This window comes from Paenibacillus kyungheensis (assembly GCF_028606985.1).
GTDB lineage: Bacteria > Bacillota > Bacilli > Paenibacillales > Paenibacillaceae > Saccharibacillus > Saccharibacillus kyungheensis.
Map to the genome: position 1 here is coordinate 2,626,481 of NZ_CP117416.1, position 20,911 is coordinate 2,647,391.

Annotated in this window: 18 protein-coding genes; 9 read left to right on the forward strand and 9 right to left on the reverse strand. The window is 39.2% G+C overall.

Annotation, left to right across the window (positions count from 1 at the left end; translation table 11 throughout):
* Positions 1 to 722: 722 nt before the first annotated feature.
* The 7 genes from PQ456_RS11165 to PQ456_RS11195 all read left to right on the forward strand — a co-directional run bounded on the left by PQ456_RS11165 (position 723) and on the right by PQ456_RS11195 (position 8,274).
* Positions 723 to 962, forward strand: a complete 240-nt coding sequence (locus PQ456_RS11165) for a hypothetical protein (protein ID WP_273616202.1) — start codon at positions 723 to 725, stop codon at positions 960 to 962.
* Between the two features lie 103 nt (positions 963 to 1,065).
* Positions 1,066 to 1,284 (forward strand): hypothetical protein, encoded by a 219-nt coding sequence (locus tag PQ456_RS11170; protein WP_273616203.1) that lies wholly within the window; start codon positions 1,066 to 1,068, stop codon positions 1,282 to 1,284.
* 431 nt (positions 1,285 to 1,715) lie between these two features.
* Positions 1,716 to 2,606, forward strand: coding sequence for an alpha/beta hydrolase (locus tag PQ456_RS11175; RefSeq protein ID WP_273616204.1), 891 nt, complete (start codon positions 1,716 to 1,718; stop codon positions 2,604 to 2,606).
* 70 nt (positions 2,607 to 2,676) lie between these two features.
* Positions 2,677 to 4,185: a phytoene desaturase family protein gene (locus PQ456_RS11180; protein ID WP_273616205.1), complete on the forward strand. Its 1,509-nt coding sequence runs from the start codon at positions 2,677 to 2,679 to the stop codon at positions 4,183 to 4,185.
* Positions 4,172 to 5,569: an aldehyde dehydrogenase family protein gene (locus PQ456_RS11185; protein ID WP_273612340.1), complete on the forward strand. Its 1,398-nt coding sequence runs from the start codon at positions 4,172 to 4,174 to the stop codon at positions 5,567 to 5,569. The genes PQ456_RS11180 and PQ456_RS11185 overlap by 14 nt, the downstream gene beginning before the upstream one ends.
* Positions 5,570 to 5,619: 50 nt before the next feature.
* Positions 5,620 to 7,149, forward strand: a complete 1,530-nt coding sequence (locus PQ456_RS11190; RefSeq protein WP_273612341.1) for a phytoene desaturase family protein — start codon at positions 5,620 to 5,622, stop codon at positions 7,147 to 7,149.
* Between the two features lie 27 nt (positions 7,150 to 7,176).
* Positions 7,177 to 8,274, forward strand: a complete 1,098-nt coding sequence (locus PQ456_RS11195) for a glycosyltransferase (RefSeq protein ID WP_273612342.1) — start codon at positions 7,177 to 7,179, stop codon at positions 8,272 to 8,274.
* Positions 8,275 to 9,426: 1,152 nt separating this feature from the next.
* On the opposite strand, the gene PQ456_RS11200 is transcribed toward PQ456_RS11195, so the two are convergent.
* The 4 genes from PQ456_RS11200 to PQ456_RS11215 form a co-directional block, all read right to left on the reverse strand.
* On the reverse strand, positions 9,427 to 9,906 hold the full coding sequence (locus tag PQ456_RS11200; protein ID WP_273612343.1) for a GNAT family N-acetyltransferase: 480 nt from the start codon (positions 9,904 to 9,906) through the stop codon (positions 9,427 to 9,429).
* Between the two features lie 327 nt (positions 9,907 to 10,233).
* On the reverse strand, positions 10,234 to 10,917 hold the full coding sequence (locus tag PQ456_RS11205; protein ID WP_273612344.1) for a metal-dependent hydrolase: 684 nt from the start codon (positions 10,915 to 10,917) through the stop codon (positions 10,234 to 10,236).
* Positions 10,918 to 11,029: 112 nt separating this feature from the next.
* Positions 11,030 to 11,665: an FMN-dependent NADH-azoreductase gene (locus PQ456_RS11210; RefSeq protein WP_273612345.1), complete on the reverse strand. Its 636-nt coding sequence runs from the start codon at positions 11,663 to 11,665 to the stop codon at positions 11,030 to 11,032.
* A 33-nt stretch (positions 11,666 to 11,698) separates the two neighbouring features.
* A complete protein-coding gene (locus tag PQ456_RS11215; protein ID WP_273612346.1) occupies positions 11,699 to 12,082 on the reverse strand; it encodes a tautomerase family protein in 384 nt (127 codons plus the stop codon).
* Positions 12,083 to 12,205: 123 nt separating this feature from the next.
* Between PQ456_RS11215 and PQ456_RS11220 the strand changes: the two genes are divergently transcribed.
* Positions 12,206 to 14,734 (forward strand): tetratricopeptide repeat protein, encoded by a 2,529-nt coding sequence (locus PQ456_RS11220; RefSeq protein WP_273612347.1) that lies wholly within the window; start codon positions 12,206 to 12,208, stop codon positions 14,732 to 14,734.
* 451 nt (positions 14,735 to 15,185) lie between these two features.
* Here the strand turns inward: PQ456_RS11220 and PQ456_RS11225 are convergent, their stop codons facing one another.
* Both PQ456_RS11225 and PQ456_RS11230 read right to left on the reverse strand, forming a co-directional pair.
* On the reverse strand, positions 15,186 to 16,154 hold the full coding sequence (locus tag PQ456_RS11225; protein ID WP_273612348.1) for an NAD(P)H-dependent flavin oxidoreductase: 969 nt from the start codon (positions 16,152 to 16,154) through the stop codon (positions 15,186 to 15,188).
* Between the two features lie 147 nt (positions 16,155 to 16,301).
* Positions 16,302 to 16,727 (reverse strand): MarR family winged helix-turn-helix transcriptional regulator, encoded by a 426-nt coding sequence (locus tag PQ456_RS11230; RefSeq protein ID WP_273612349.1) that lies wholly within the window; start codon positions 16,725 to 16,727, stop codon positions 16,302 to 16,304.
* 366 nt (positions 16,728 to 17,093) lie between these two features.
* Here PQ456_RS11230 and PQ456_RS11235 point away from each other — a divergent pair, with 366 nt between their 5' ends.
* Positions 17,094 to 17,948 (forward strand): CPBP family intramembrane glutamic endopeptidase, encoded by an 855-nt coding sequence (locus PQ456_RS11235; RefSeq protein WP_273612350.1) that lies wholly within the window; start codon positions 17,094 to 17,096, stop codon positions 17,946 to 17,948.
* Positions 17,949 to 17,988: 40 nt separating this feature from the next.
* Here PQ456_RS11235 and PQ456_RS11240 read toward each other — a convergent pair whose 3' ends face one another.
* The 3 genes from PQ456_RS11240 to PQ456_RS11250 all read right to left on the reverse strand — a co-directional run bounded on the left by PQ456_RS11240 (position 17,989) and on the right by PQ456_RS11250 (position 20,866).
* Positions 17,989 to 18,711 carry a hypothetical protein gene (locus tag PQ456_RS11240; protein WP_273612351.1) on the reverse strand — a complete coding sequence of 241 codons (723 nt, stop codon included), beginning with the start codon at positions 18,709 to 18,711 and terminating at the stop codon, positions 17,989 to 17,991.
* 163 nt (positions 18,712 to 18,874) lie between these two features.
* The gene (locus tag PQ456_RS11245; RefSeq protein ID WP_273612352.1) at positions 18,875 to 19,519 is read right to left on the reverse strand and encodes a sugar O-acetyltransferase; all 645 of its coding nucleotides are present in this window, start codon (positions 19,517 to 19,519) and stop codon (positions 18,875 to 18,877) included.
* Positions 19,520 to 19,618: 99 nt separating this feature from the next.
* Entirely contained in the window at positions 19,619 to 20,866 is a 1,248-nt protein-coding gene (locus PQ456_RS11250) for a macrolide family glycosyltransferase (RefSeq protein WP_273616301.1), read from the reverse strand.
* Between the last annotated feature and the right edge of the window lie 45 nt (positions 20,867 to 20,911).

Genomic DNA, 20,911 nt, shown 5'->3' on the forward strand with positions numbered 1-20,911 from the left:
ATCATAATCTCGATCTAATAAAGAGATTGTAGTCATTTAAAAATGATCAAAAATTTATTGGAATCAATAAATGAATTAATGTGATGCATATATTGTTTACATCTGTAATTTCTAATTCACCATGTTCAGATGGTTTTAATATTTTAACAATACATATGAACAAATAAAACTAACTTCAAATTTCAAATCATTAAATCATATACACAAAACTCGTATTTCTTTTAGTTAAAATAAAATCATATTTAGTCTTATTACATAAGGATATAATTATAATGTGTCATATTATAATTATATTTGAAATAATAAAACAAATTTTAATAAATAGGTATCTTAAACATGGCTAAAGTATTAAGTGTGGATTTTACCGGATATACTAGCTAGTGTACGGAAAGCTATAGTGATTAATTAACAAAAATAATATAATAAATCTCAGATGTTTACGACACTAATATAAAGAATACAACTTACAGTTACAATGTAAGTTGACTTGATATGGATACAGTTTAAAGTATCCGTACAAAAAGAGACCAGCTACTTACGTTATGTCTGAAAGAAGTTTTGGATACGTATGCACATTTTTATTGGTCTAGTCGATTGGTAACCTCACCATTGGATGGGGATAGTTGCTAAATCTGAATCCATGGCATGACATATAGCTAACCTATACAGAGCATGTTCAAATTTTTTGAAATACTTAAACCGTTTAAATGGATGTTAGTCAAATGACGGAATATACAAGATCTGGTGTGAGAAGGTCTGGTGATTACCTACAGGATTTGGTAGCTTTAGAAAACATATTTGAAATGCTGGAGCATCCAAAAAGGTTTAAATATATCAAAGTGGAAGCGGATGAAGTTGGATACCTAGATCATGTGGTTGCTCTTAATTCAAACGGAAGATATGTTGTTAAACAAGTTAAGTTTTCAACATATCCTGAACAAGATGATGATGAATATACTTAGGATAAACTCTTAGAAGAACAGCAAGGGAACAAAAGATTGCTTCCACTATTGCTCAAGAAATGGGCAACGTCTTTCTTAGACATAAAGCAAAAAGGTTTATTACATGAAGCCAGTACCAATGATATATTCTACCGTCACACGATGCGTAGCGCAGGCGCCAGAAATCGAAGCGTACGGGCAAAAGTGGGCATACGTCGACACAGTAGATATCGGCACATCGACGTTAACCAAATTCACAGAAGGAGAAGGACTCTACAAAGACCAAATGTATTACTTTCCCGGAACTCCCATTCGTCCTGCTACCTCTCCTTTTATCATATGACGCAAGGCTCCCCCCTTCCACAATCAAATCAATATGATGATCGACTGCAAATTGGATTAAAGAATGTAGTGCGATACTGCCGCTTCCGATTTCTTTACAAGACATTTGAAGATCATAGATATATATTTTTCTTTTGATCAGCAGTATTAGAAACTCGTGATTGTAGAAAAGAGCCATAATTGAGCCGGGCGACTATTATGTAAATAGGAATCGTAGAATACGTAACCGAATGACGCTGTAAGTCTAGATATGCGCAATATAATAGAAGATATTCTTCACAAAATTGTCACGTCAAACGCTGATTAATCAGTATTTGACGCTTTTTTTTAAAAGTTAGTACATTTAAAGGAAAAAAGGGTAATAGCATTAGAGAACTAATGTTAGAAACGATTCATTTCCAGTTTAAATGGTAAAAAAGTGAGGTTATCCTAATGTTCACCCATATGGCTGCAAGGTTAATTCGTCTTTTCCCCAATCAGGCGAAAAAGATGCCCATGCTCCCCTTCGAGCCAGTGAAGGAAAAAAAAGAGATGAAAGTAGAGACATCTGTAAAACTTACGGATATTTCCTTCTACTATCCCTGGGAATCCAAACTGAAAAAACTCCCATTGTATATTAATTTTCACGGGGGAGCGTTCATCATGCACGACAAGGAGATGGACGATCCGTACTGTCGTTACCTGGCTAACCGGACAGGATGCATCATTGCGAATGTGGAGTACGCAAAAGCGCCGGAGTATCCTTTTCCTAACCCACTCGAACAAGTCTATGAAGTATTTCGCTGGATCCAGAGCAAAGCCGACGATTTGAACATCGACACGGAAAAAATGATGGTTGGCGGACAAAGTTCGGGAGCCAATCTGGCTGCTGCGCTCTGTCTCTATTTGGAGGAAAAAAAGGAAAAGCAACCGCTACTTCAAGTGCTATCATGCCCGATGCTGGATTTTGCGACTCCGCATGCCAACAAGCCGGAAACGGACAAATGGCGGGCACGATATCCTCAGGTCGCTCACTTTTTGAACATGTGCTACGTCCCGGAAAAAGGTCAAGCAGAACATCCTCTTGCTTCTCCTGTTCGCGCTGTCATAAGCAAACATTTGGCACCTGCCCTTATTCTCATCGCAGAACATGATGCTTTCAGGCCGGAAGCGGAATGTTATGCAGAGAAATTAAAGGAAGCTGGGGTACATATTGAGGAAAAAGTATTCAAAGACTGCAAGCACGCTTTTACCCACCTGGGTCCAAAAGAAAAAGCGGAGGAAGCCTGGGAAATGATTGCACGTAAAATCAGAGAAATAGCGAATGAGCGTTATGCAGAATAAAGTAAGGCATATGCTGGCTTGGCGCAACAATCAACACCATTCTTGATTGATGGAAGGAGAAACAAGACAAATGAACATGACAAACAAAAACGTAGTGGTTATCGGAGGCGGACTTGGAGGACTGTCAGCTGCAATTTCGCTGGCACAGGCAGGATATGAGGTATCTTTATACGAAAAAAACGATCACATCGGAGGAAAGTTGAACCGACTGGATCAGGACGGATTCGGTTTTGATTTGGGCCCGTCTATTCTGACAATGCCTCAAGTGTTTGAGAATTTGTTTGCTGCCAGCGGCAAATCAATGAAGGACTATGTGCAGATTGAAAAGCTGAATCATCAATGGCGTTCCTTTTTTCCTGACGGAAATATCATCGACTTATATGAAAATCTACAGGACATGCAGGAGAAGAACGATTCTTTGAGCGAAAAAGACATGCGCGAGTATAAGGATCTGCTTGAATACTCCAAAAAGATCTACGACATGACAGATAAAACCTATTTTAAACATGGTGTAGATAGCACAAGAGAAATTATGAAGCATACGAGTCTGTTTGGTGCGTTAAAAAATTTCGATTTGTTTTCTACTGTTCATGGAGCAATCGACAAGCGGATCAGCAATAAACAATTGCGTGATATGCTGTCCTACTTCATCAAATACGTAGGTTCTTCGCCTTACGACGCACCGGCTGTTTTGAATATGATGATTTACATGCAACATGATCAGGGATTATGGTATGTACCCGGTGGATTGAATAAACTGGCAAACGGTTTGGTAAAGCTGGCTGAAGAAGTGGGAGTTCATTTCCATCTCGGGACACCCATCGTCAAGCTCGAAAAAAACAACAAAGAAATCACAGGAGCTTTTTTGGAAGACGGAACAAAGCTGACTGCGGATTATTACGTTTCCAATATGGAGGTCATCCCGGTTTACGAACGGTTGCTAGACGAAGACAAACGCTTTGTAGGCAAATTAAAGAAAAAATTCGAACCGGCCAGTTCTGGTCTTGTTTTGCATTTAGGCGTGAAAAAAAGCTACCCTCAGCTTCGCCATCATAATTTCTTTTTCGCGGAAAATATGAAGCAGCAAATGCAATCCATTTTCCATGAACATACCCTGCCGGAGGATCCGGTTATTTATTTGGTTAATGTTAATAAAACCGATCCATCGCAGGCTCCTGAAGGACATGAAAATATCAAAGTATTGCCCCACATTCCTTACATACGGGATCAGAAACCATTCACTCAGCAGGACTATGAGCAATTTGCCGAGCGAGTTCTCATCAAATTGGAAAAAATGGGCTTACACGATCTGCGAGCCAACATCGTGACCAGAGATATGTGGACACCAGAAGATATCAGAAAGACGTATGGCTCTGACCGCGGTGCTATTTACGGAACGGTATCCAATCGTAAAAAAAATAAAGGATTCAAGCATGCCAAACAAAGCGAACGCTATAACAATCTCTATTTTGTAGGCGGAACGGTAAACCCGGGCGGCGGAATGCCGATGGTTACGTTAAGCGGCCAGCTGGTCAGCAAAAAAATTGTGCAGAGGGATGTTTCACATGCCGGACAATGAGAATCATTTTCTGAAGACCTTGCCTGAAAAGCAGCGTGAAGATTTACTGCGCCAAGGCAGCCCTTCAAATGAGATGCGTAAAAAACAGCTTTTAAAGCTGAAAAATATTCTTGTGGAACGCGAAAAAGAATTAACGGATGCACTTTATTCCGATTTGGGTAAACCGGCATTTGAATCTTTTTCATCGGAGATTGCCGTTCTGTTGAACGAAATCGATTACGTCTGCAAGCATATCAGTAAATGGAATCGTACCCGAGGTTCCCGGTACTTGAAATTAGGCTATATCGAATCACTACGAAAAAAGAGACATCCGTACGGAAGCGTACTGGTTATCGGTTCATGGAATTATCCGGTCCAGCTTACCCTAATGCCTGTGATCGGAGCTATCGCTGGAGGGAACTCTTGTATTATCAAGCCGTCCGAATATGCGCCGGTAGTAGCCGAGCTGCTAAAAGAAATCATCAATCAGGCATTTCCGCTTGAACAACTGCACGTGGTAACAGGAGATTCGCAAACCGCTAGCCTGCTGACTGCAGCACCGTTTGATTTGATTTTTTTTACAGGCAGCGGGCAAACTGGTAAGCGAGTGGCGGATCAAGCAGCCAAGCAGCTTACGCCGGTAATTCTGGAACTCGGCGGGAAAAACCCGTGTATCCTTGACGAAACGGGCTTTTCGGCAGCCGCTGTTAAGGACATTGTGTGGGGAAAATTCATCAATGCTGGCCAAACTTGTATTGCGCCGGATACCCTTTTTGTTCAGCGCTCCGTTTACGAAAAAACGCTGGCTGAAATTTCTACGGTGCTTTCTGATTTCTATGGGGAGCAACCTCAGACAAGCAGAGATTATGGTCGAATCTGTACCGAAGCCCATTTTCAAAAAGTGATAAATTTTATCGAACAGGGCACAGTTCAGTATGGCGGTGCGTATGATCAAGCCGACCGATTTATCGCTCCAACCGTGTTAACGGATATCGAGCCGAGAAGCCCAGTCCTGGAAGAAGAAATTTTCGGTCCGGTTCTTCCGGTCATTCCCTATACCGATTTGAATTCATTATTATCCAGTGGCAGTCTGCAGCGTGATGCGCTTACCGGATACATATTCAGCACCGATAAACATCGAATTGAGCAGTTTAACGAATACATGCGTTCCTCGACGATCAGCGTCAATCAAGTAATTCATCATGCAGCGAGTCCCCATATTGCGTTTGGCGGAGTTGGCCAAAGCGGATACGGGGCTTATCATGGCAAAGCCGGGTTTCTGGCTTTTAGCTATGAAAAAACGAGCGTTCGAACGTATCATTATCTACGCTTTTCGGGCAAATTCCCGCCTTATTCGGAACGAAACATGAAAGCTTTGAAGAAGTTGAGAAAGAGGATTCTGTAAACAACCGGTATCGCAACAAAGAAAACAGGATGCGGAAATGAGGATTTTGTATGAGTAAAAAGGTAATAGTCATCGGAAGCGGGGTGGCGGGTCTTGCCTCTGCCATAAGGCTTCAGGCTGCTGGCTACCAAGTAGAAATCTATGAAAAAGGTTTGACACCCGGTGGTAAAATGAACCGGATCGAACTGGACGGAGGATACAAATTCGATTTGGGACCTAGTATCGTGATGATGCCAGAAATCTATCGGGAACTATTCGAAGTGTGCGGCCGTGACCCGGACGATTATATTCCCATGGAAAAACTAGATCCGATTTATCGGGCTTATTTTAGTGATATTCCTGATGAGCCTTTTGACATTTCCTCCGATATGACCAAGCTGACCAAAACGATCGAAGCGATCAGTGAAGAAGATACAGCAGGCTTTTTTCGGTATCTGCATGAGATTTATCAAAAATTTATCATTGCTAAAAATTATATTCTTCCCAGGCCTTTCCGTAAAAGGAGTGACTTTTATAACCTCCCAATGCTGAAAAAGGCAATAAAATTAAAACCTTACGATACTGCGGATAAATTTGTCGGTCGGTATATCAAGAACAAAAGGCTGAGACAGATGATCAGCTTTCAAACGTTATATATCGGCATTTCACCTCTGACTAGCCCTTCTTTTTATACAATGATTCCGATGCTTCAATTTTTATATGGAGTATGGTTTATTAAGGGCGGGATGTATACGATGGCTTTGTCGATGGAAAGACTCTTCAAAGAGCTTGGAGGAATCATTCATTACGGCCAAGATGTACAGCAGATATCTATTCAAAATCAAAAAGCAGAAGGGATTGTCGTGGACGGGCAAAACATTTCTTCGGATTATGTCGTTTGCAACGCAGACTTTCCTTATGCGATCAAACATCTGGTACAAGACAAGTCTGCTAAAGGACAGTATACCGACGAGAAAGTCGACAGCATGAAATATTCTTGCTCCTGTTTTTTGTTGTACCTCGGTATGAACCGCAAGTATGAAGAAACTGACCATGTGCATAATTTTATTTTCAATGAGGATCTGGACCAGAATCTCAATGATATTTTTGATGGAAAAAAACTGACGAATGCTTCTTTTTACGTGTATATCGCTTCAAAAGCAGATCCTTCCATGGCTCCTGAAGGAACAGATGGATTGTATATTCTGATGCCTGTATCAAATGCAGTCGAATCCAACTATGAGTGGGACGAAGAGACGGTTGCTTATTATCGCAGTTACATCTTAAATGAATTGAAAAAGATTCGTGGTTTTGAAAATGTGGATAATGAGATTGTGACCGAAACGCATATCACACCACTGGATTTCAGTTCCAAGTTCAATGCGTATAATGGTGCTTCGTTTGGTTTGCAGCCTATTTTAAAACAAAGCAACCACTACCGTCCCCAAAGCAAAGCGAGCGATTGCGAAAATTTGTACTTTACTGGAAGCAGTACACATCCCGGCGCTGGCGTTCCAATCGTACTTCTATCTGCCAAAATTGCCGCTCAAGAATTGATCCAAGATGATACAGGTAATCTGTTTGATTATTCGGTGAAATAAAGAAAGGGGGCGAATGTTATAACGGCTTTGGACATTATCAAACTGGCGATTGGATTTGGGACAGTGATAGTCGGCTTCCTCATGTTCTGGTCGCTACCTGTGCCCCGTGCCTCCTCCAGCGGGGCAACCAATCTACCGTTTCTGTCTATTATTATTCCTGCTAGAAATGAAGAAAGTAGGATCGTGCCTTTGCTGCAGTCCCTACAGGAACAGCGGTTTACCTCATTCGAAATTCTGGTTGTGGATGACGATTCATCGGACAAGACCGCTACTGTAGCGGAAAGTTTCGGTGCAAAGGTGTTGCAGAACGAAGGAGTAGGGAAATCCTCAGCCTGCTGGCACGGCGCCGAACAAGCTAAAGGAAGCTGGTTATTATTTTTGGACGCGGATACCAAATTCGAAAGCACAGAGGGGCTAAACAATCTGCTGCAGTTTTATCAGGAAAAGGGAGCCAGAGGTATTACAGCACTGCAACCTTTTCATACGGTAGAGCGCTTGTATGAACATCTTTCTGTTATTTTTAACATTATCGTTGTAACCGGAATGAATCTGTTTACCATTTGGGGTTCGCGTTTTAAAACGGCCGGTTCGTTCGGTCCGTGTATTTTATGCAATCGCGATGATTATTTTTTGTCTGGAGGGCATAAAAAAATCGAGGGAGCCATCATGGATGATTTGGCACTAGGAGAGGCGTTTCTTGAACAAAATCTTCCTGTACACTGCCTGGGGGGTAAAGGTATTATATCTCTGCGCATGTATCCCGAAGGCATTGGCAGTCTGATCGAGGGCTGGTGTAAAAGTTTTGCCGTCGGTTCCAAATCGACGCATCCGGTTGTCATGTTCATGGTCATCTTATGGATATCCGGTAGTTTCATTGCTGCATCCGCTCTAGTTTCTTCCCTGATAGCATGGAATCCTGCTACCATCCTGTTGAGCGGGATATTATATGTCCTGTATGCTATTCAGACAGGATGGTTTGCCGGCAGAGTCGGGGACTTCAAAAAAGCGATTTTTCTTGTTTACCCGATATGGTTTGCGTTTTTTATAGGCATTTATTTATATTCCTTTATCAGGGTGAATGTTTTCCGTTCCGTAAGCTGGAAAGGTCGCAAAATCAAAGTCTGAATACTGCGTGATATAAGCTAATTATTAAATCAAGTTTTTGGGAGACCTCTTGTACATGTTTTGAACTCACAAGAGGTCTTTTCATATCATGAACATAATCATTGAATATCAAGCTTCACCAAAGTCTAACGAGCATTACCCAAATCATACGGTGATAACTATGTTGGATTGGATGTGGAGCAGGATGGAATAATAGTAATATCCATTGAAAAGTACAAAATTGAGCGTAGAGAGCGTAATATCTCTTTAGGTACTTTACAAAAATTTCTAGTATTACAAATTAAGCCTTCACAGTTATTTGAAAACTATGATAATAAACAAACTAAGGAATTGGCAGACATGTTAAATCTCGTTCAATTTTTATTAGAATCTAGGTCTAATAAAGAGATCGCGGTCATCGAAAAAATGATCAGTAATTTGCTAGAATCAATAGACGAATTAAAATAAAGAATAAATATTCAAATATAATAATTGTACTAACGCATACAATTAAATAAATCCTATGTAGTGATTATAAAAGTAAATTGCATAGAGTTTATTTAATTAAGATATTAAAAGTATAAAATAGCGGCGCTAAGAGAATTAAGGTTGGTAATTATTAAATAATAAAAGTTATCTAAATGTATAATATATGAGTAATAATTATGGATATAAAATATAACTAAATTCAAATCTTGTATACATAATCACAAAACTCGTATTTTGTACATATGTATATAAGATTGATATGACTCTGTTTTCTTATCTATTACTGTTGTTATTTGATATAATAGTCTTCTCCTTTCATATTTGCACCACAAAATAAAAAAGTAACAGGTTTTTTAACTAGATAAATTAATTGGAGTAAACTATTATGTTGAGTAATTTTTTCTTAGATGATTTACACTCCTTATTGTGGCTAGATCGCTTACTCTTTTTGATAGTATATAATAGTGAGCAATTATTTTATATATTGGTTCAATCCTCGAATCATTATAGGTATTGACCAATATATAAAATAATCCTGCAACTCACACTATTGTTAACTATTACTTTACTACCCAAAGAAATAAAATTAGAAAGCCGATTAACTAACCTGCCAATGCATAATTAAATACCTCTAAGATAAACCAACTGCTAAATGATATAAAAATGAGATTCTCTTTCTTTATGTCATAGTTCTAATAGAAATATAATTGAATCGCGGTCAGGATAATCATATTTAATTGGTAAGTTCTGTTTATCAGTCTCTTTAAAGCCCACCTTTTTATAAAAACTGTGCGATCTTGTTGCTTTAGATGGAGTATCTAAAATGATCTTAGAAAAACCTTGTTTTTTAGCAAAATCAAGTAAAGCTTCAAAGAGCTTTTTGCCTGTCCCAAATTCTTTGCCTCGATAGTCTTTATAAACGAAAAATTTCTTTAATACAGCAATCTCTTTATTTTTCTTTTGCAAACCAATTGAACCGATAACCTCTTCTTTATCATTTAAGGCTATCCAAAAATTACCGCCGTCATTTATATAATTTGAATGAATATCTAGAATATCTGGTTGTTCTTCAACACCAATACCCACTCCATATTCGACATTTTGTACATGCAATATTAATGTAATAACTTCTTCTTTATATCTATCATTATAAACTGTAATCATTGAGTAGATCCTCCTAACGTTTTATTAAAAGAATTCTATTATATATCCTTTTTAAAATTCCTCTGCTTTACTACTCTCCAAAATACACTTAGATTAGCTTTATTTGGGTAGAGTTACTGCGCTGTTTTCATTATCTCATTAAAGCGTTCAAAATCTTGGAGGTAATTTTATTTCTCGTTAATAATTCTGAATTTATCTTCATCTTCAGGTTTCTTATATCTAGTAACCACTGAATATAACTTTGGCATGTCAATTTTGTCGAGCGTCTCTATCCACTCCACTCAATTTTCGTTATTTCTTTCTGCTGATAGATTATTGATGTCTGGCTTAAAGGTTGATCATTTCTCCAGGGTTAAGCACAATGCCTACCCCTTCTTTAAGCAGAGAAGCGAAGTAATGTGGATCTTGTTCAATAAATGGGAATGTGTTGAAATGAATCGGCACAACTTGTTTGGCTTGAAGCCAATCTGTGGCTACAGCGGCGTCTTCTGGTCCCATGGTATGGTTGTCTCCGATTGGGAGAAAAGCGATATCGATATCGTTGCGTTCCCCGATCACTTTCATATCGTAGAAAAGGCCTGTATCACCTGCATGATATATCGTTTTACCTTCAGCTGTGAATAGAATTCCGGTAGGCATTCCCGTGTAGGTGATGGTTCGGGTCTCCGGGTTAATATAACTAGAACTATGAAAAGCCTGAGTCAGTTTTACTCGTCCAAAGTCGAAGGTGTGCGCTCCACCAATACTCATAGCATGGGTTCTCACGCCTTCCCAGCCGATCACATCTGCCAGCTCTGCCGAGGCAACAACCAATGCGTTGTTGCGTTTCGCAATGTCTACAGTATCGCCTACATGATCACCATGACCGTGAGTTAACAAGATGATGTCTGCTTGTATGGTGGTTGCATCCAGATCTGTAGTAGTGTTGCCTGTAATAAATGGATCGATCAGAATAATAATTCCATTCGTTTCAATTTTTACAACGGAATGTCCATGATAGGATACTTTCATTTGTATTTCTCCTTTAATTAATTGGCTATTTCTGCATAGCGAGAGGAAAACCTGTTAACGTATACCCATTTATTTTGCTGGACAGCCGACCCGTAATTTGTCCAATGTAATCTTAAAAGGTTTTGGCGGCTATGCGTGCTTTCTCCACTCCATCAGCTTTAATCTGTAAAGCGCGGTCTCCTGCAGTGGATACTCCTTCTATAAACAAATTATCGAAGTCGGTGATACCTACGAAGTTCAATACGGTTTTCAAATGACGGCTTCCATTCTCCCGATCTGCTACAGGTCCTTCCGAGTAAATGCCGCCAGTAGCTTGGATGTGGAACGCTTTTTTATTTTTAAGCAGACCCACTGGACCATTCTCTGTATATTTAAAAGTTTTGGCTCTAACACAGAAAGAATCAATATACGCCTTCATTATAGGAGGATAAGAGAAATTCCACATCGGTGTTACAAACACATACTTGTCTGCAGCAATGAATTCATCCAGCAAAGTACTGAGCAGAGTTAATTTTTGTTGTTGTGCGGCAGACAATTGATCGAATGAACCACCATTCTGAATGGTTCCCCATGCTTCCCATACGTCAACATCAATTTGTGGAATATCGCGTTGATACAGGTCTACATGAACTACTTCATCTTCTGGATTAGTTTCTTTGTATGCTTGTATGAATTGTTCTCCGACAGAAAGGCTGTAAGATGCGTCAAGGTGACCAGGATGTGCCGTAATATAAAGTACAGTTGACATAATTAAAATTTCCCCTTTAATTGAATATATTTTTTATACAATAAACGGAGCGAATCCGTTACCATAAGACCAGTTTTCTTTATTGACTTCGACCAAATTGATGAATACATCTTCCATTCTAATATCGCACTGCTGATGTAGTTGCTGAGCTAAAGCCTCATAGAACTCTTTCTTCACTTCAGCTGAACGGCCGGCATTTAAAGTGATCTGAACGATGAGAAAACCGTCACTTCTATCCATATCCAGAAAATTCCGATCAAAGTTGAAATTCTCATGATCAAGTTCTTCTATAATCAGAAAGCGATCGTTCTGGGGAACGTGAAGCTTGTCTACAATCGTCTGTAAGACAACCTCGACAATAAGTGCTTTTTCTTCACTAAAGCGCCCTTTTAATGTGGTAATACGAGTTAATGGCATGTGTGTTATCTCCTTTTATTGTTGATATGGCTAATTATATCTGTTAGAATCCAGAACACGAATGTACATAAGTTCGTGTTTGTTCGTTTAAAGAAACGGAAACTATGGAATTCAGGTGATAGGATGGAAGACGAGAAATTGTCAAAAGATTGGCCTCATGAATGGATTAAAAAAATTCGTTCTAGACCTTCCAAGTACGGTTTGTCCAAGCGAATGCGGCAAGTGGACTTGGCACAGCGGGTCGGTGTGGATCCGCGAACTGTGCAGCAATGGGAAAATGGAGACCGACTTCCTAGTGTAGGCAGTCTCAAGCGAATAATCCAAGCGTTTTACGAAGAAGGAATTCTCTTAGAAGCAGATCCGCGTCAAGAGGCGGAAGAGCTTTGGAATACTATAAAACGCTTCTCGGAAGCACGATCAGCGACCTCAAGAGAGTTTCCAGATTTCGATAGTGCCTGGTTCGACACATTGGCTACTATAGAAGCGATCACACCGAAACCCCAAATGGCTGCGTCACGGTCTTCAATTGCGGCAGCACAACGACTGCCAAAGATCCCTACACTCTTCGTTGGACGAAGTTTAGCTATAGCTGATTTGAAAGAACAACTGAATACTCATTCTCTAGTCTCTGTCGTGGGCCCTGGAGGAATAGGCAAAACATCTCTTGCTGTTCAGGTGGCTTCGATGCTTGAGGAGCCGGATTTGCAAGGAATATGGATGTTTGAATTCGGCTCTCTCAAAGATCCACAAGACTTGGGTCAGTTGCTATTGTCCACACTAAATCTACAGAACCAAGAGAACAGAACGGAGCTTCAAACGATACTAGAGACCATATCCGATCAGAAAATGCTCTTTATTTTTGATAATTGTGAACATGTTATTGATGCAAGTGCATCTTTGGCTGAATCACTTCTTGCATCCGCTCCGGGACTGACGATCCTTGTTACCAGTCGAGAACCACTCAATATTCCTGGGGAATCTGTCTATCGGTTGCCTCCTTTATCTTTTCCTACAGATGAGCATTCGCTTGAGCAACTATCTGAAAAGGAGATTATGGCCTTTGAAGCCGTACAACTCTTTTTGGAACGGGCGCTTATGATTGCACCTCAGTTTCCACATACATTGCCTAACCTCAGGCTTGTCGGAACTATTTGCAAGAAGCTGGAAGGAATACCATTAGCTATTGAGCTAGCTGTTGCCCGAATGAATATGCTGACACTGGAACAGATCAAAGAACGTCTGGGAAATCTATTGACGTTGCTGACAGCAGGCAAGCGAACAGCTGCAAACCGACATCAAACGCTCAAATCTACAATTGATTGGAGTTATGAATTACTGAATAGCAAGGAACGTCTACTATTAAGACGGCTTAGTGTATTTACAGGTGGGTTTACTTTGGAGGCAGCAGAAGAAATCTGCATTGATGATCCTAGAATACCTGAGGGGGAAAATTGCATCACTAGCAAAGATATGCTCGACCTATTATCAGGTCTGGTGAATAAATCACTAGTATCTATCGAGATCGGTGAGGATTATCGTTTTATCCGCTACTTTTTACTGGAGACTATCAAAGAATACGCAGGCGAGAAGTTGGAGAACGATACTGATAAGCATCCAAGCAATCCGCTTTTTGAACGACATGCACGTTATTATAGTCAATATTTGGTTCGCGCGGAACCCAAGTTTAGGACTAACGAACGCGAAGTCTGTATTGAAGAAGTACGGCGTGAATATGCGAATCTGCGTTCTGCTCTAGAATGGTGTTACTCCAATCCCCACGCCTATTCATTTGGACTTCATATGGTCTCTAACCTCTACTGGTTCTGGTTGCACGAAGGCAGGTTAAAGGAAGGGTTGTTCTGGCTAGATCGCTTTTTGCATAACGAAATACAAGAACTACAGTCTAGCACCGATTTCGCAAAGGCCTTACATGGAAGTGGTGTCATTCAATTTATTCGTGGAGATATTAAAGGCGCGATGGATTCGACAATCAGAAGCGTGGAACTTACTCGTGATTTGGGAGAACGTTCTCTTCTTTCCTCCTCTCTTCGTTTGCTAGCATTTCTTCACATCAAACAGAAAAACTTTGAAGAAGCCGAACCATTGGTACAGATGAGTATTGATATCGCTAGAAAAACAGATGATTTGTGGAATTTAGCTTCTTCATTGCATGCTTACGGAAAGCTCCGATTAGAACAAAATAATTACCTTGAGGCGTCTAAACTTCTGAATGAGAGTATACATTTCTTCGAAGCGGTTCAGGATCAATGGGAAATGTCTGGTCCATATGAAAGTCTAGGCTATTCCGCCCTAAAGCTTGACCAGCTTACGACTTCTATTGAATATTTTAAAAAATGTATCGCTGTAAGCCAGATCTACAGAGGTTCTTGGATTTTATCACGCGGTATTGAAGGATTAGCCATTGCGGTATGTAACAAGAAAGCTTTTACCGAAGCTGCAATACTTCTCGGAGCTGCTGAGAAAGGGCGTCAAAACTCTGGCGGGGAGGATACACCTAATTTTCCCGCAGAGCACGAAAAGGTAATTGTTGATCTTAAGCATGTTTTTTCTGATCAGGAATTGCATCAATTGTGGAGTAAAGGTGCAACAATGACACGGTCACAAGCGCTTGCGTATTCACTAGAGATTTAGACGATAAACAGTAACAAGAGCCGACCGTTTTCGTTTTAATTTTCGGAAAACGGTCAGCCACTTTGCTTATAGTTGAGGCGAGTATTTTTAATTTAGGTACTCACCTATTTGTTTTTGGCTCACACAATGTATTTGGTCTAAACCGTTGAATTTTTTTATCTGCTTCATATTGTTTCTAAAGTTCACCTAAAATCATAATAAAACCTCCTATAAGAGCAATAATTCTAGCATGCTTCTACATAGGAGGTTTTCATTTTATAAATTGATTTAACGTTTCACGCTAGTTGCATATATTCTTTATTCAACGGTGAGGTGATGCTTTATAAGTTTCTTGCATAAAAAGAGAACAACATCGTATTAAAGTTAGAACCCACTATAAGTTGTCCCACTAAAGCAAAAAACGCAGATCGATCTAAAGTACGATCAAATAGATAGAGATTACTCCCGTATTTTAATTAAAGTCTTGCATTAAATTGTCTACCACTTCTTTTACAGTTATAATTTCTTTGATTGGTGTGATTCCGGTACCTACAGAAATATATCCATCGTCTGTATTTCCTTCTAGCATCCCGATACGCATGCCATCAAACAAAAATTTTGATGTTTCTTCACGGCTAGCACCTTGATTATCCATTTCTACTAATTTATTCGCTAATTTAGTAGGTAAAGAACGATAGTATGCTGGTAGAGTACGAAACATTAACAAATCTTCTGCTGTAGCATCTACAATCATTTGTTTGACGTTTTCTGCTGCTGGATTTTCTTTTGTTGGAATAAAGACACTACCCGCAAATACACCTTCAGCGCCTAAAGCAAATGCAGCACGCACTCCTCTAACGTCTCCTATCCCACCGGCTGCCATTACAGGAATATTTATAGCATCTGCAATCATGGGTACAATCGAAAATGTTCCAATAACTCGTTCTGGAACTGTTCCCCCTTCATCAAATCCAGTCGCAACATAAATATCGATTCCAAGTGCTTCTGCAGCTTTTGCATCTTTAATAGTAGGAGTAAGCGGTCTATAAACAATTTTAATATTGTTATCTTTTAATGGTTTGAAGATTTTTTCATACGGTAAACCCGGCAAACCGTTCACAAGAACAACAGGAACTTTCTCTTCAATAACGGTTTCTATCATTCGCCACATGTAATTCAGATCACTACCTCCAATGATAACTGTTCCAAATGGCTTTTCCGTTAATGTTTTTGTTTTTTGTATTTCAGTTCTTAATCTTTCAGCAGTTAATTCGGGTGAACGATTAGGAGTCCTATCAACCTGACCGGCAGTTGCTGCTAGAAATCCTAATCCCCCCGCATTGCTAACCGCTGCAACAAATTCCGCATTCGTAAGCCAAGACATTGGGCCCTGTATAATCGGTTTTTCTATACCTAAAATTTCACATATTCTATTGTTCATTATTGAACCCTCCAGGTTTCAAATATTTCTAACACTATCTTGTCCGTAATTACTTTGTCTGCTAAATAAATTCATTTGACTGATTAGAATATCTTGAAGTATTTTGATAATTATTTAGTATACTAAGTAATTATCAAAGAAAATAACTTAGTGCAAGTTATTTTCCATGCGTTTTAATAAATCTCGTAGTATGAGACGTTCTTCATCTGATATGGACTGAAGTAATTTATCTTGTTGTCGTTTCCATTTTAATCTAACTGGCTCTTCTAATTCTTTACCTTTGCTCGTTAGATATATTCGCATAACTCTCGCGTCTTCTTCATCACGTTTACGGTATATGACACCATTTTGCTCTAGCGTTTTAACCATATTTGTGACTGTAGGCGGTTCGCATCTTAAATGTTCACATAGTTGCATTTGCGTTATTCCATCACCCAACCATAAACGCGCAAGTAGATTATCTTGACCTACGTATAAATTAAGTTCTCTAAGACTTTCACTATAATCCCGACGCGTCTGGGAGGAAACCTTATCCAAAGATCCACGGATTTCACAGTCAATATTAACCTTCATAGATAAACCTCCTAGCCAAATATATTTAGCACGCTAAATATATCATAGTCGTTTTTAAGCTGTCAATGGTACTTCCCAGAAAGCGAACATAAACCCCATTTCATTCAAAGAAGGTACAACAACTTTTTTACTCTTCCTCCCTACGACTTCTAATCAGAAATAAATCTAACCAATGATAGAAAAAATTTACCCTGAACGGTATGAACTTGTTTTAAAACTTCATTAGGTGATGTAATCGGTCTTCGGTTCTATTCTGTACTAGCCTAAAGCCCCAAGCAGAGTCTAGGCTTAGGTTTATTCCTCCTAGTTCCATCCACTGCTATACTTTTTATAAAATACACCGATCCTTTAAAGGAGTGAAATCGTTTGGAATCTTATGGAATCAATGACAGAGTAACGAACAAGAAAGACCCGAGCATCGTTCAGAAATCTAGAAAAGGACTACTTGTTTTTTTCGCATGGCTGGTTCCTCTCACATTCCTTAGCTATGTACTTGCGATTCATGTATCGCCTATATTTGGTCTTCTACTTATGTGGTCACCAGGATTGTCCTCTTTCTTGACTCGTCTCTTGTTACGTGAAGGATTTGCAGATATTTCATTTCGCTTTCGAGGGAAATTAGCTTTTAAATCAATCCCGTTTGTATTGCTTTTTCCAGTGATTATTGGAACACTAGCGTACGGTTTAGCATGGATAACAGGATTGGTTGACTTCGTACATACTGACAGCTCATATATGTGGCCATTGGTGGTAAGTATTGTTTATCAGATGTTTGTAGGTACATTACTCGGTGTGATCAGCAGTGCGGGTGAAGAGCTAGGCTGGAGAGGTTATATGCTCAGCCGATTAATAACAGCAGGCGTGCCCAAGCCGATTTTAACAGGTGGACTGATTTGGGGCGTTTGGCATCTTCCTGCTATTCTATTAGGCAGTTATTACTCTGGCCCTTCATTAGTATTATCTATCATCTTGTTTATGATTACGATTAGTTCATTCAATTTTATTATTAGCCATCTTCGCTTAAGTACTGGAAGCATCTGGCCAGCGATCTTGCTTCATGCTTCATGGAACGCTGTGATTCAAGATTCATTTGATACAGCTACCAAAGGCGAAAATGCCTATTTATGGACAGGTGAGTCGGGCATATTGGTTACACTTGTACTGTTTTTGGCAGCATGGATGTTTTCGAGAAAATCCGATTTTATGTATCGTCCTCACTGAAATCAATATGCAATATAGTATTGTCATAACAAAATACTGTTTATTCAGCAATTAATTGCTTATTTTTCAAATCGAGTCTGTAATGCATATCCTTAGCATCTTGTTCTGATGTACCTGCTCTAACAGATGGATGAATGACTAGTGTTTCTTTCTCAACAGCTGGTATCGATGTAGTGTCAGAATAGATAAGGCTTTTAGAAACTATTCCATTTTTATTAATCTCTAAATGAAACGCATCTCCGCTCTGTTTATCAATAGTAAATAAATAACTTTCTGCTCCGTATCCTGTTTGGTATTGCGGAGTAAGAATGTAAATATCAGCAGAATGAAAGCTTATATGCTTAAATGTAAGCTTTTTTTGCGTTGGTTGAACATATTGAAAGGCTGGAAGAACTAATAAAACCTTCTCTTTTTCTTCTTGTCTGTATACAACTGAATAATTGCTTTGGAAGGTGTAATCTCCTTCTTGTCCCCATATGCTTGATACAAGTAAATGACCTTTCTCTTCTCGACCATTTGAAACCATCAATAAAGTTCCTTTATCTGTTTTTTGTTCTGCACGAATTGATTGTTCATTAACTACAAAATCAACAGCAATTGAATCACTTAGTTCAGTTTTAGGAAACGTGGTAGAGTTGTCTACAGAAACATTTTGATATTTAGCAATTGAAGTGCTGGAATCAAGCTTAATTTGCTTTATTTTCCCCTCACTATTGCAACCTATGATTATACTAAATAAACATATTGATGAAACCCATAACAATATATTTTTTTTGATAAAAATCCTCTCCCTTTTGTCATTATTTCAATTTAATCATATATAATATGGCATTTTAAGAAGATTATTGTAAGTCTATATAGTGAACAGTATACAGCAAATAAAAGAGTTGTTCTTAACAAAAGAACAACTCTCAAAGTTTTAACCTTTATTCATTATCTAAGATACTACAATCAGCTAATATTTCTGGTTTAAAACGCATACTGTCTAACTCTGTAATCGGTCTAATGACCTTGCAAGGAACGCCTGCTGCAAAAGAATTTGCTGGAATATCTTGAGTGACCACACTACCTGCACCAATAACACATCCATCTCCAATCGTCACACCACCGCATACTGTCACATTGGCAGACAGCCATACATCATTTCCAATAGTAACTGGTTTGGCATAGCATAAAGAATTTGGCACTTGATGTTGATCGATCATCTGGCGACGCTCGGAAGCTATAAAGGGATGAACAGGTGTAACGATAGTAACATTCGGTCCAAAACTAGCATGATTGCCAATCTTGACTTTCGCATCATCTTGAACCGTAAGATTATAATTAGCAAAAAAGTGATCACCTATTTCAGTATGAAGACCATAATGAAAAAAGATAGGCCCTTGCAAGAAACATCTTTCTCCTTTACCACCGATCAGTTCGCTTAGCAAGGCTTCACGTTCTTCTACTTGATCTTCATAGGTGTTGCTATACTGTTGGCTAAGTTTATGAGCATTCAGTTTAATTTTTTTTAGATCAGGATGACCTGGATTAAATAATAATCCATCAAAAATACGTTGTTCTTCGCTCATATCATACCTCCCTTTAAAAGTACTTACATCCTACTGTTGCTTGAGTTTCAATTACTAACAAATCTTATTCTAAATTAAAATTCCTTATTGATGGGAAACTTATTTATTAAATAACTTAGTATTGGAGACATTACGATCAATGGAAGCCATATGACTCATAATCATTTTAGCAGCCCGTTTATAACCACCCGCTTGTCGTAAAGATTCGCCGATGATACAAGCCTGCTGTTTATAAGATGGATTGCTTAGCACCTCTAGTAATGCTTCTCTCATAACAGCTACACTAAGCTGATATTTATTTAAAGTGATACCTGCCCCTAACTCCTGTACTCGATTAGCTACAAGCGGCTGATCCGATGTTAGCGGAATCATCACTAACGGAACATTATAATAGAGCGCTTCACTTGTACTGTTCATTCCGGCATGGGTAATAAAAACATCTGTATGCTGTAGCATCTCCAACTGTGCAATATATGGCATCACGATAAAATTAGAAGGAATTTGATCAGCCAAAGGCTCCATGTCTGTATATTTGCCAGAAGATAGCACCACATTCACCGGCAGATCGCCAAATGCTTCAAAGCAAAGCTGATAAAAATCCAAGTTTTTATTTAAAATAGTACCCATAGCAATATACACCGTTTGCGGATAACGTTCACGAAGCCGCTCGAATGAAAAAGTCTGAGCATCTTGACGAGGAATGATCGAAGGACCTGTGAAAATAAAACGATCGTCCAGTTGATCTGCTTGTGGTTGAAAATAACGACTGGTATACACAAGCTTTAACTCGCCTGCATGCACTGGAATTTCTTCTATAGCGGGAATACTCACTTGAAATTCTTGCGCTAATGCACGCGTTATCTTCATCGTAGCATCATACAATTCTTTCGTATTCGTATCCATCTCCTGCATACCTTCTCCAGCTCCTAATGGATTAACAAAAGCAAAGGAAGCGACCGAACACACTGCAGGAATTGCTAATTTTTCTGCAAGAATAGTCCCTCCCCAACCCATCAGAGAATCAAAGATCAGATAGTCGAACTTTTGATTTTCGATCACTCGTAGCACCTCGGGTATAATCCTCTGAATAATACCGCCTACCATCATATAAATGAACTGATAAGGATGAGTATACTCCTGCGGTTTCAACACAGGATCAAGAGAGAAAGCATCTTGCGGAAATGGATATGTAATCAACAGGGCGCCAGTTTGTTCGATTCGGGAACGATACTCTTCTGTGCACACATAGACAATTTCCTCACCACTGTCGATCAATTGAGTAACTAATCCTAACGACGGATTCACATGACCTTCAGCTGGAGTAATGACAACTAATACACGTGCTATTGTATCCACCTCCCTATTCAATTTTTCTGCTATCATAATTTTTTA

Bases quoted from the DNA above. Each gene is read 5' to 3' on its own strand.
- PQ456_RS11180 (WP_273616205.1), top strand. From the start codon at position 2,677: ATGAACATGACAAACAAAAACGTAGTGGTTATCGGAGGCGGACTTGGA.
- PQ456_RS11215 (WP_273612346.1), bottom strand. From the start codon at position 12,082: ATGCCATTAACTCGTATTACCACATTAAAAGGGCGCTTTAGTGAAGAA.
- PQ456_RS11210 (WP_273612345.1), bottom strand. From the start codon at position 11,665: ATGTCAACTGTACTTTATATTACGGCACATCCTGGTCACCTTGACGCA.
- PQ456_RS11185 (WP_273612340.1), top strand. From the start codon at position 4,172: ATGCCGGACAATGAGAATCATTTTCTGAAGACCTTGCCTGAAAAGCAG.
- PQ456_RS11230 (WP_273612349.1), bottom strand. From the start codon at position 16,727: ATGAAGGTTAATATTGACTGTGAAATCCGTGGATCTTTGGATAAGGTT.
- PQ456_RS11220 (WP_273612347.1), top strand. From the start codon at position 12,206: ATGGAAGACGAGAAATTGTCAAAAGATTGGCCTCATGAATGGATTAAA.
- PQ456_RS11165 (WP_273616202.1), top strand. From the start codon at position 723: ATGACGGAATATACAAGATCTGGTGTGAGAAGGTCTGGTGATTACCTA.
- PQ456_RS11225 (WP_273612348.1), bottom strand. From the start codon at position 16,154: ATGAACAATAGAATATGTGAAATTTTAGGTATAGAAAAACCGATTATA.
- PQ456_RS11200 (WP_273612343.1), bottom strand. From the start codon at position 9,906: ATGATTACAGTTTATAATGATAGATATAAAGAAGAAGTTATTACATTA.
- PQ456_RS11170 (WP_273616203.1), top strand. From the start codon at position 1,066: ATGAAGCCAGTACCAATGATATATTCTACCGTCACACGATGCGTAGCG.
- PQ456_RS11190 (WP_273612341.1), top strand. From the start codon at position 5,620: ATGAGTAAAAAGGTAATAGTCATCGGAAGCGGGGTGGCGGGTCTTGCC.
- PQ456_RS11245 (WP_273612352.1), bottom strand. From the start codon at position 19,519: ATGAGCGAAGAACAACGTATTTTTGATGGATTATTATTTAATCCAGGT.
- PQ456_RS11175 (WP_273616204.1), top strand. From the start codon at position 1,716: ATGTTCACCCATATGGCTGCAAGGTTAATTCGTCTTTTCCCCAATCAG.
- PQ456_RS11205 (WP_273612344.1), bottom strand. From the start codon at position 10,917: ATGAAAGTATCCTATCATGGACATTCCGTTGTAAAAATTGAAACGAAT.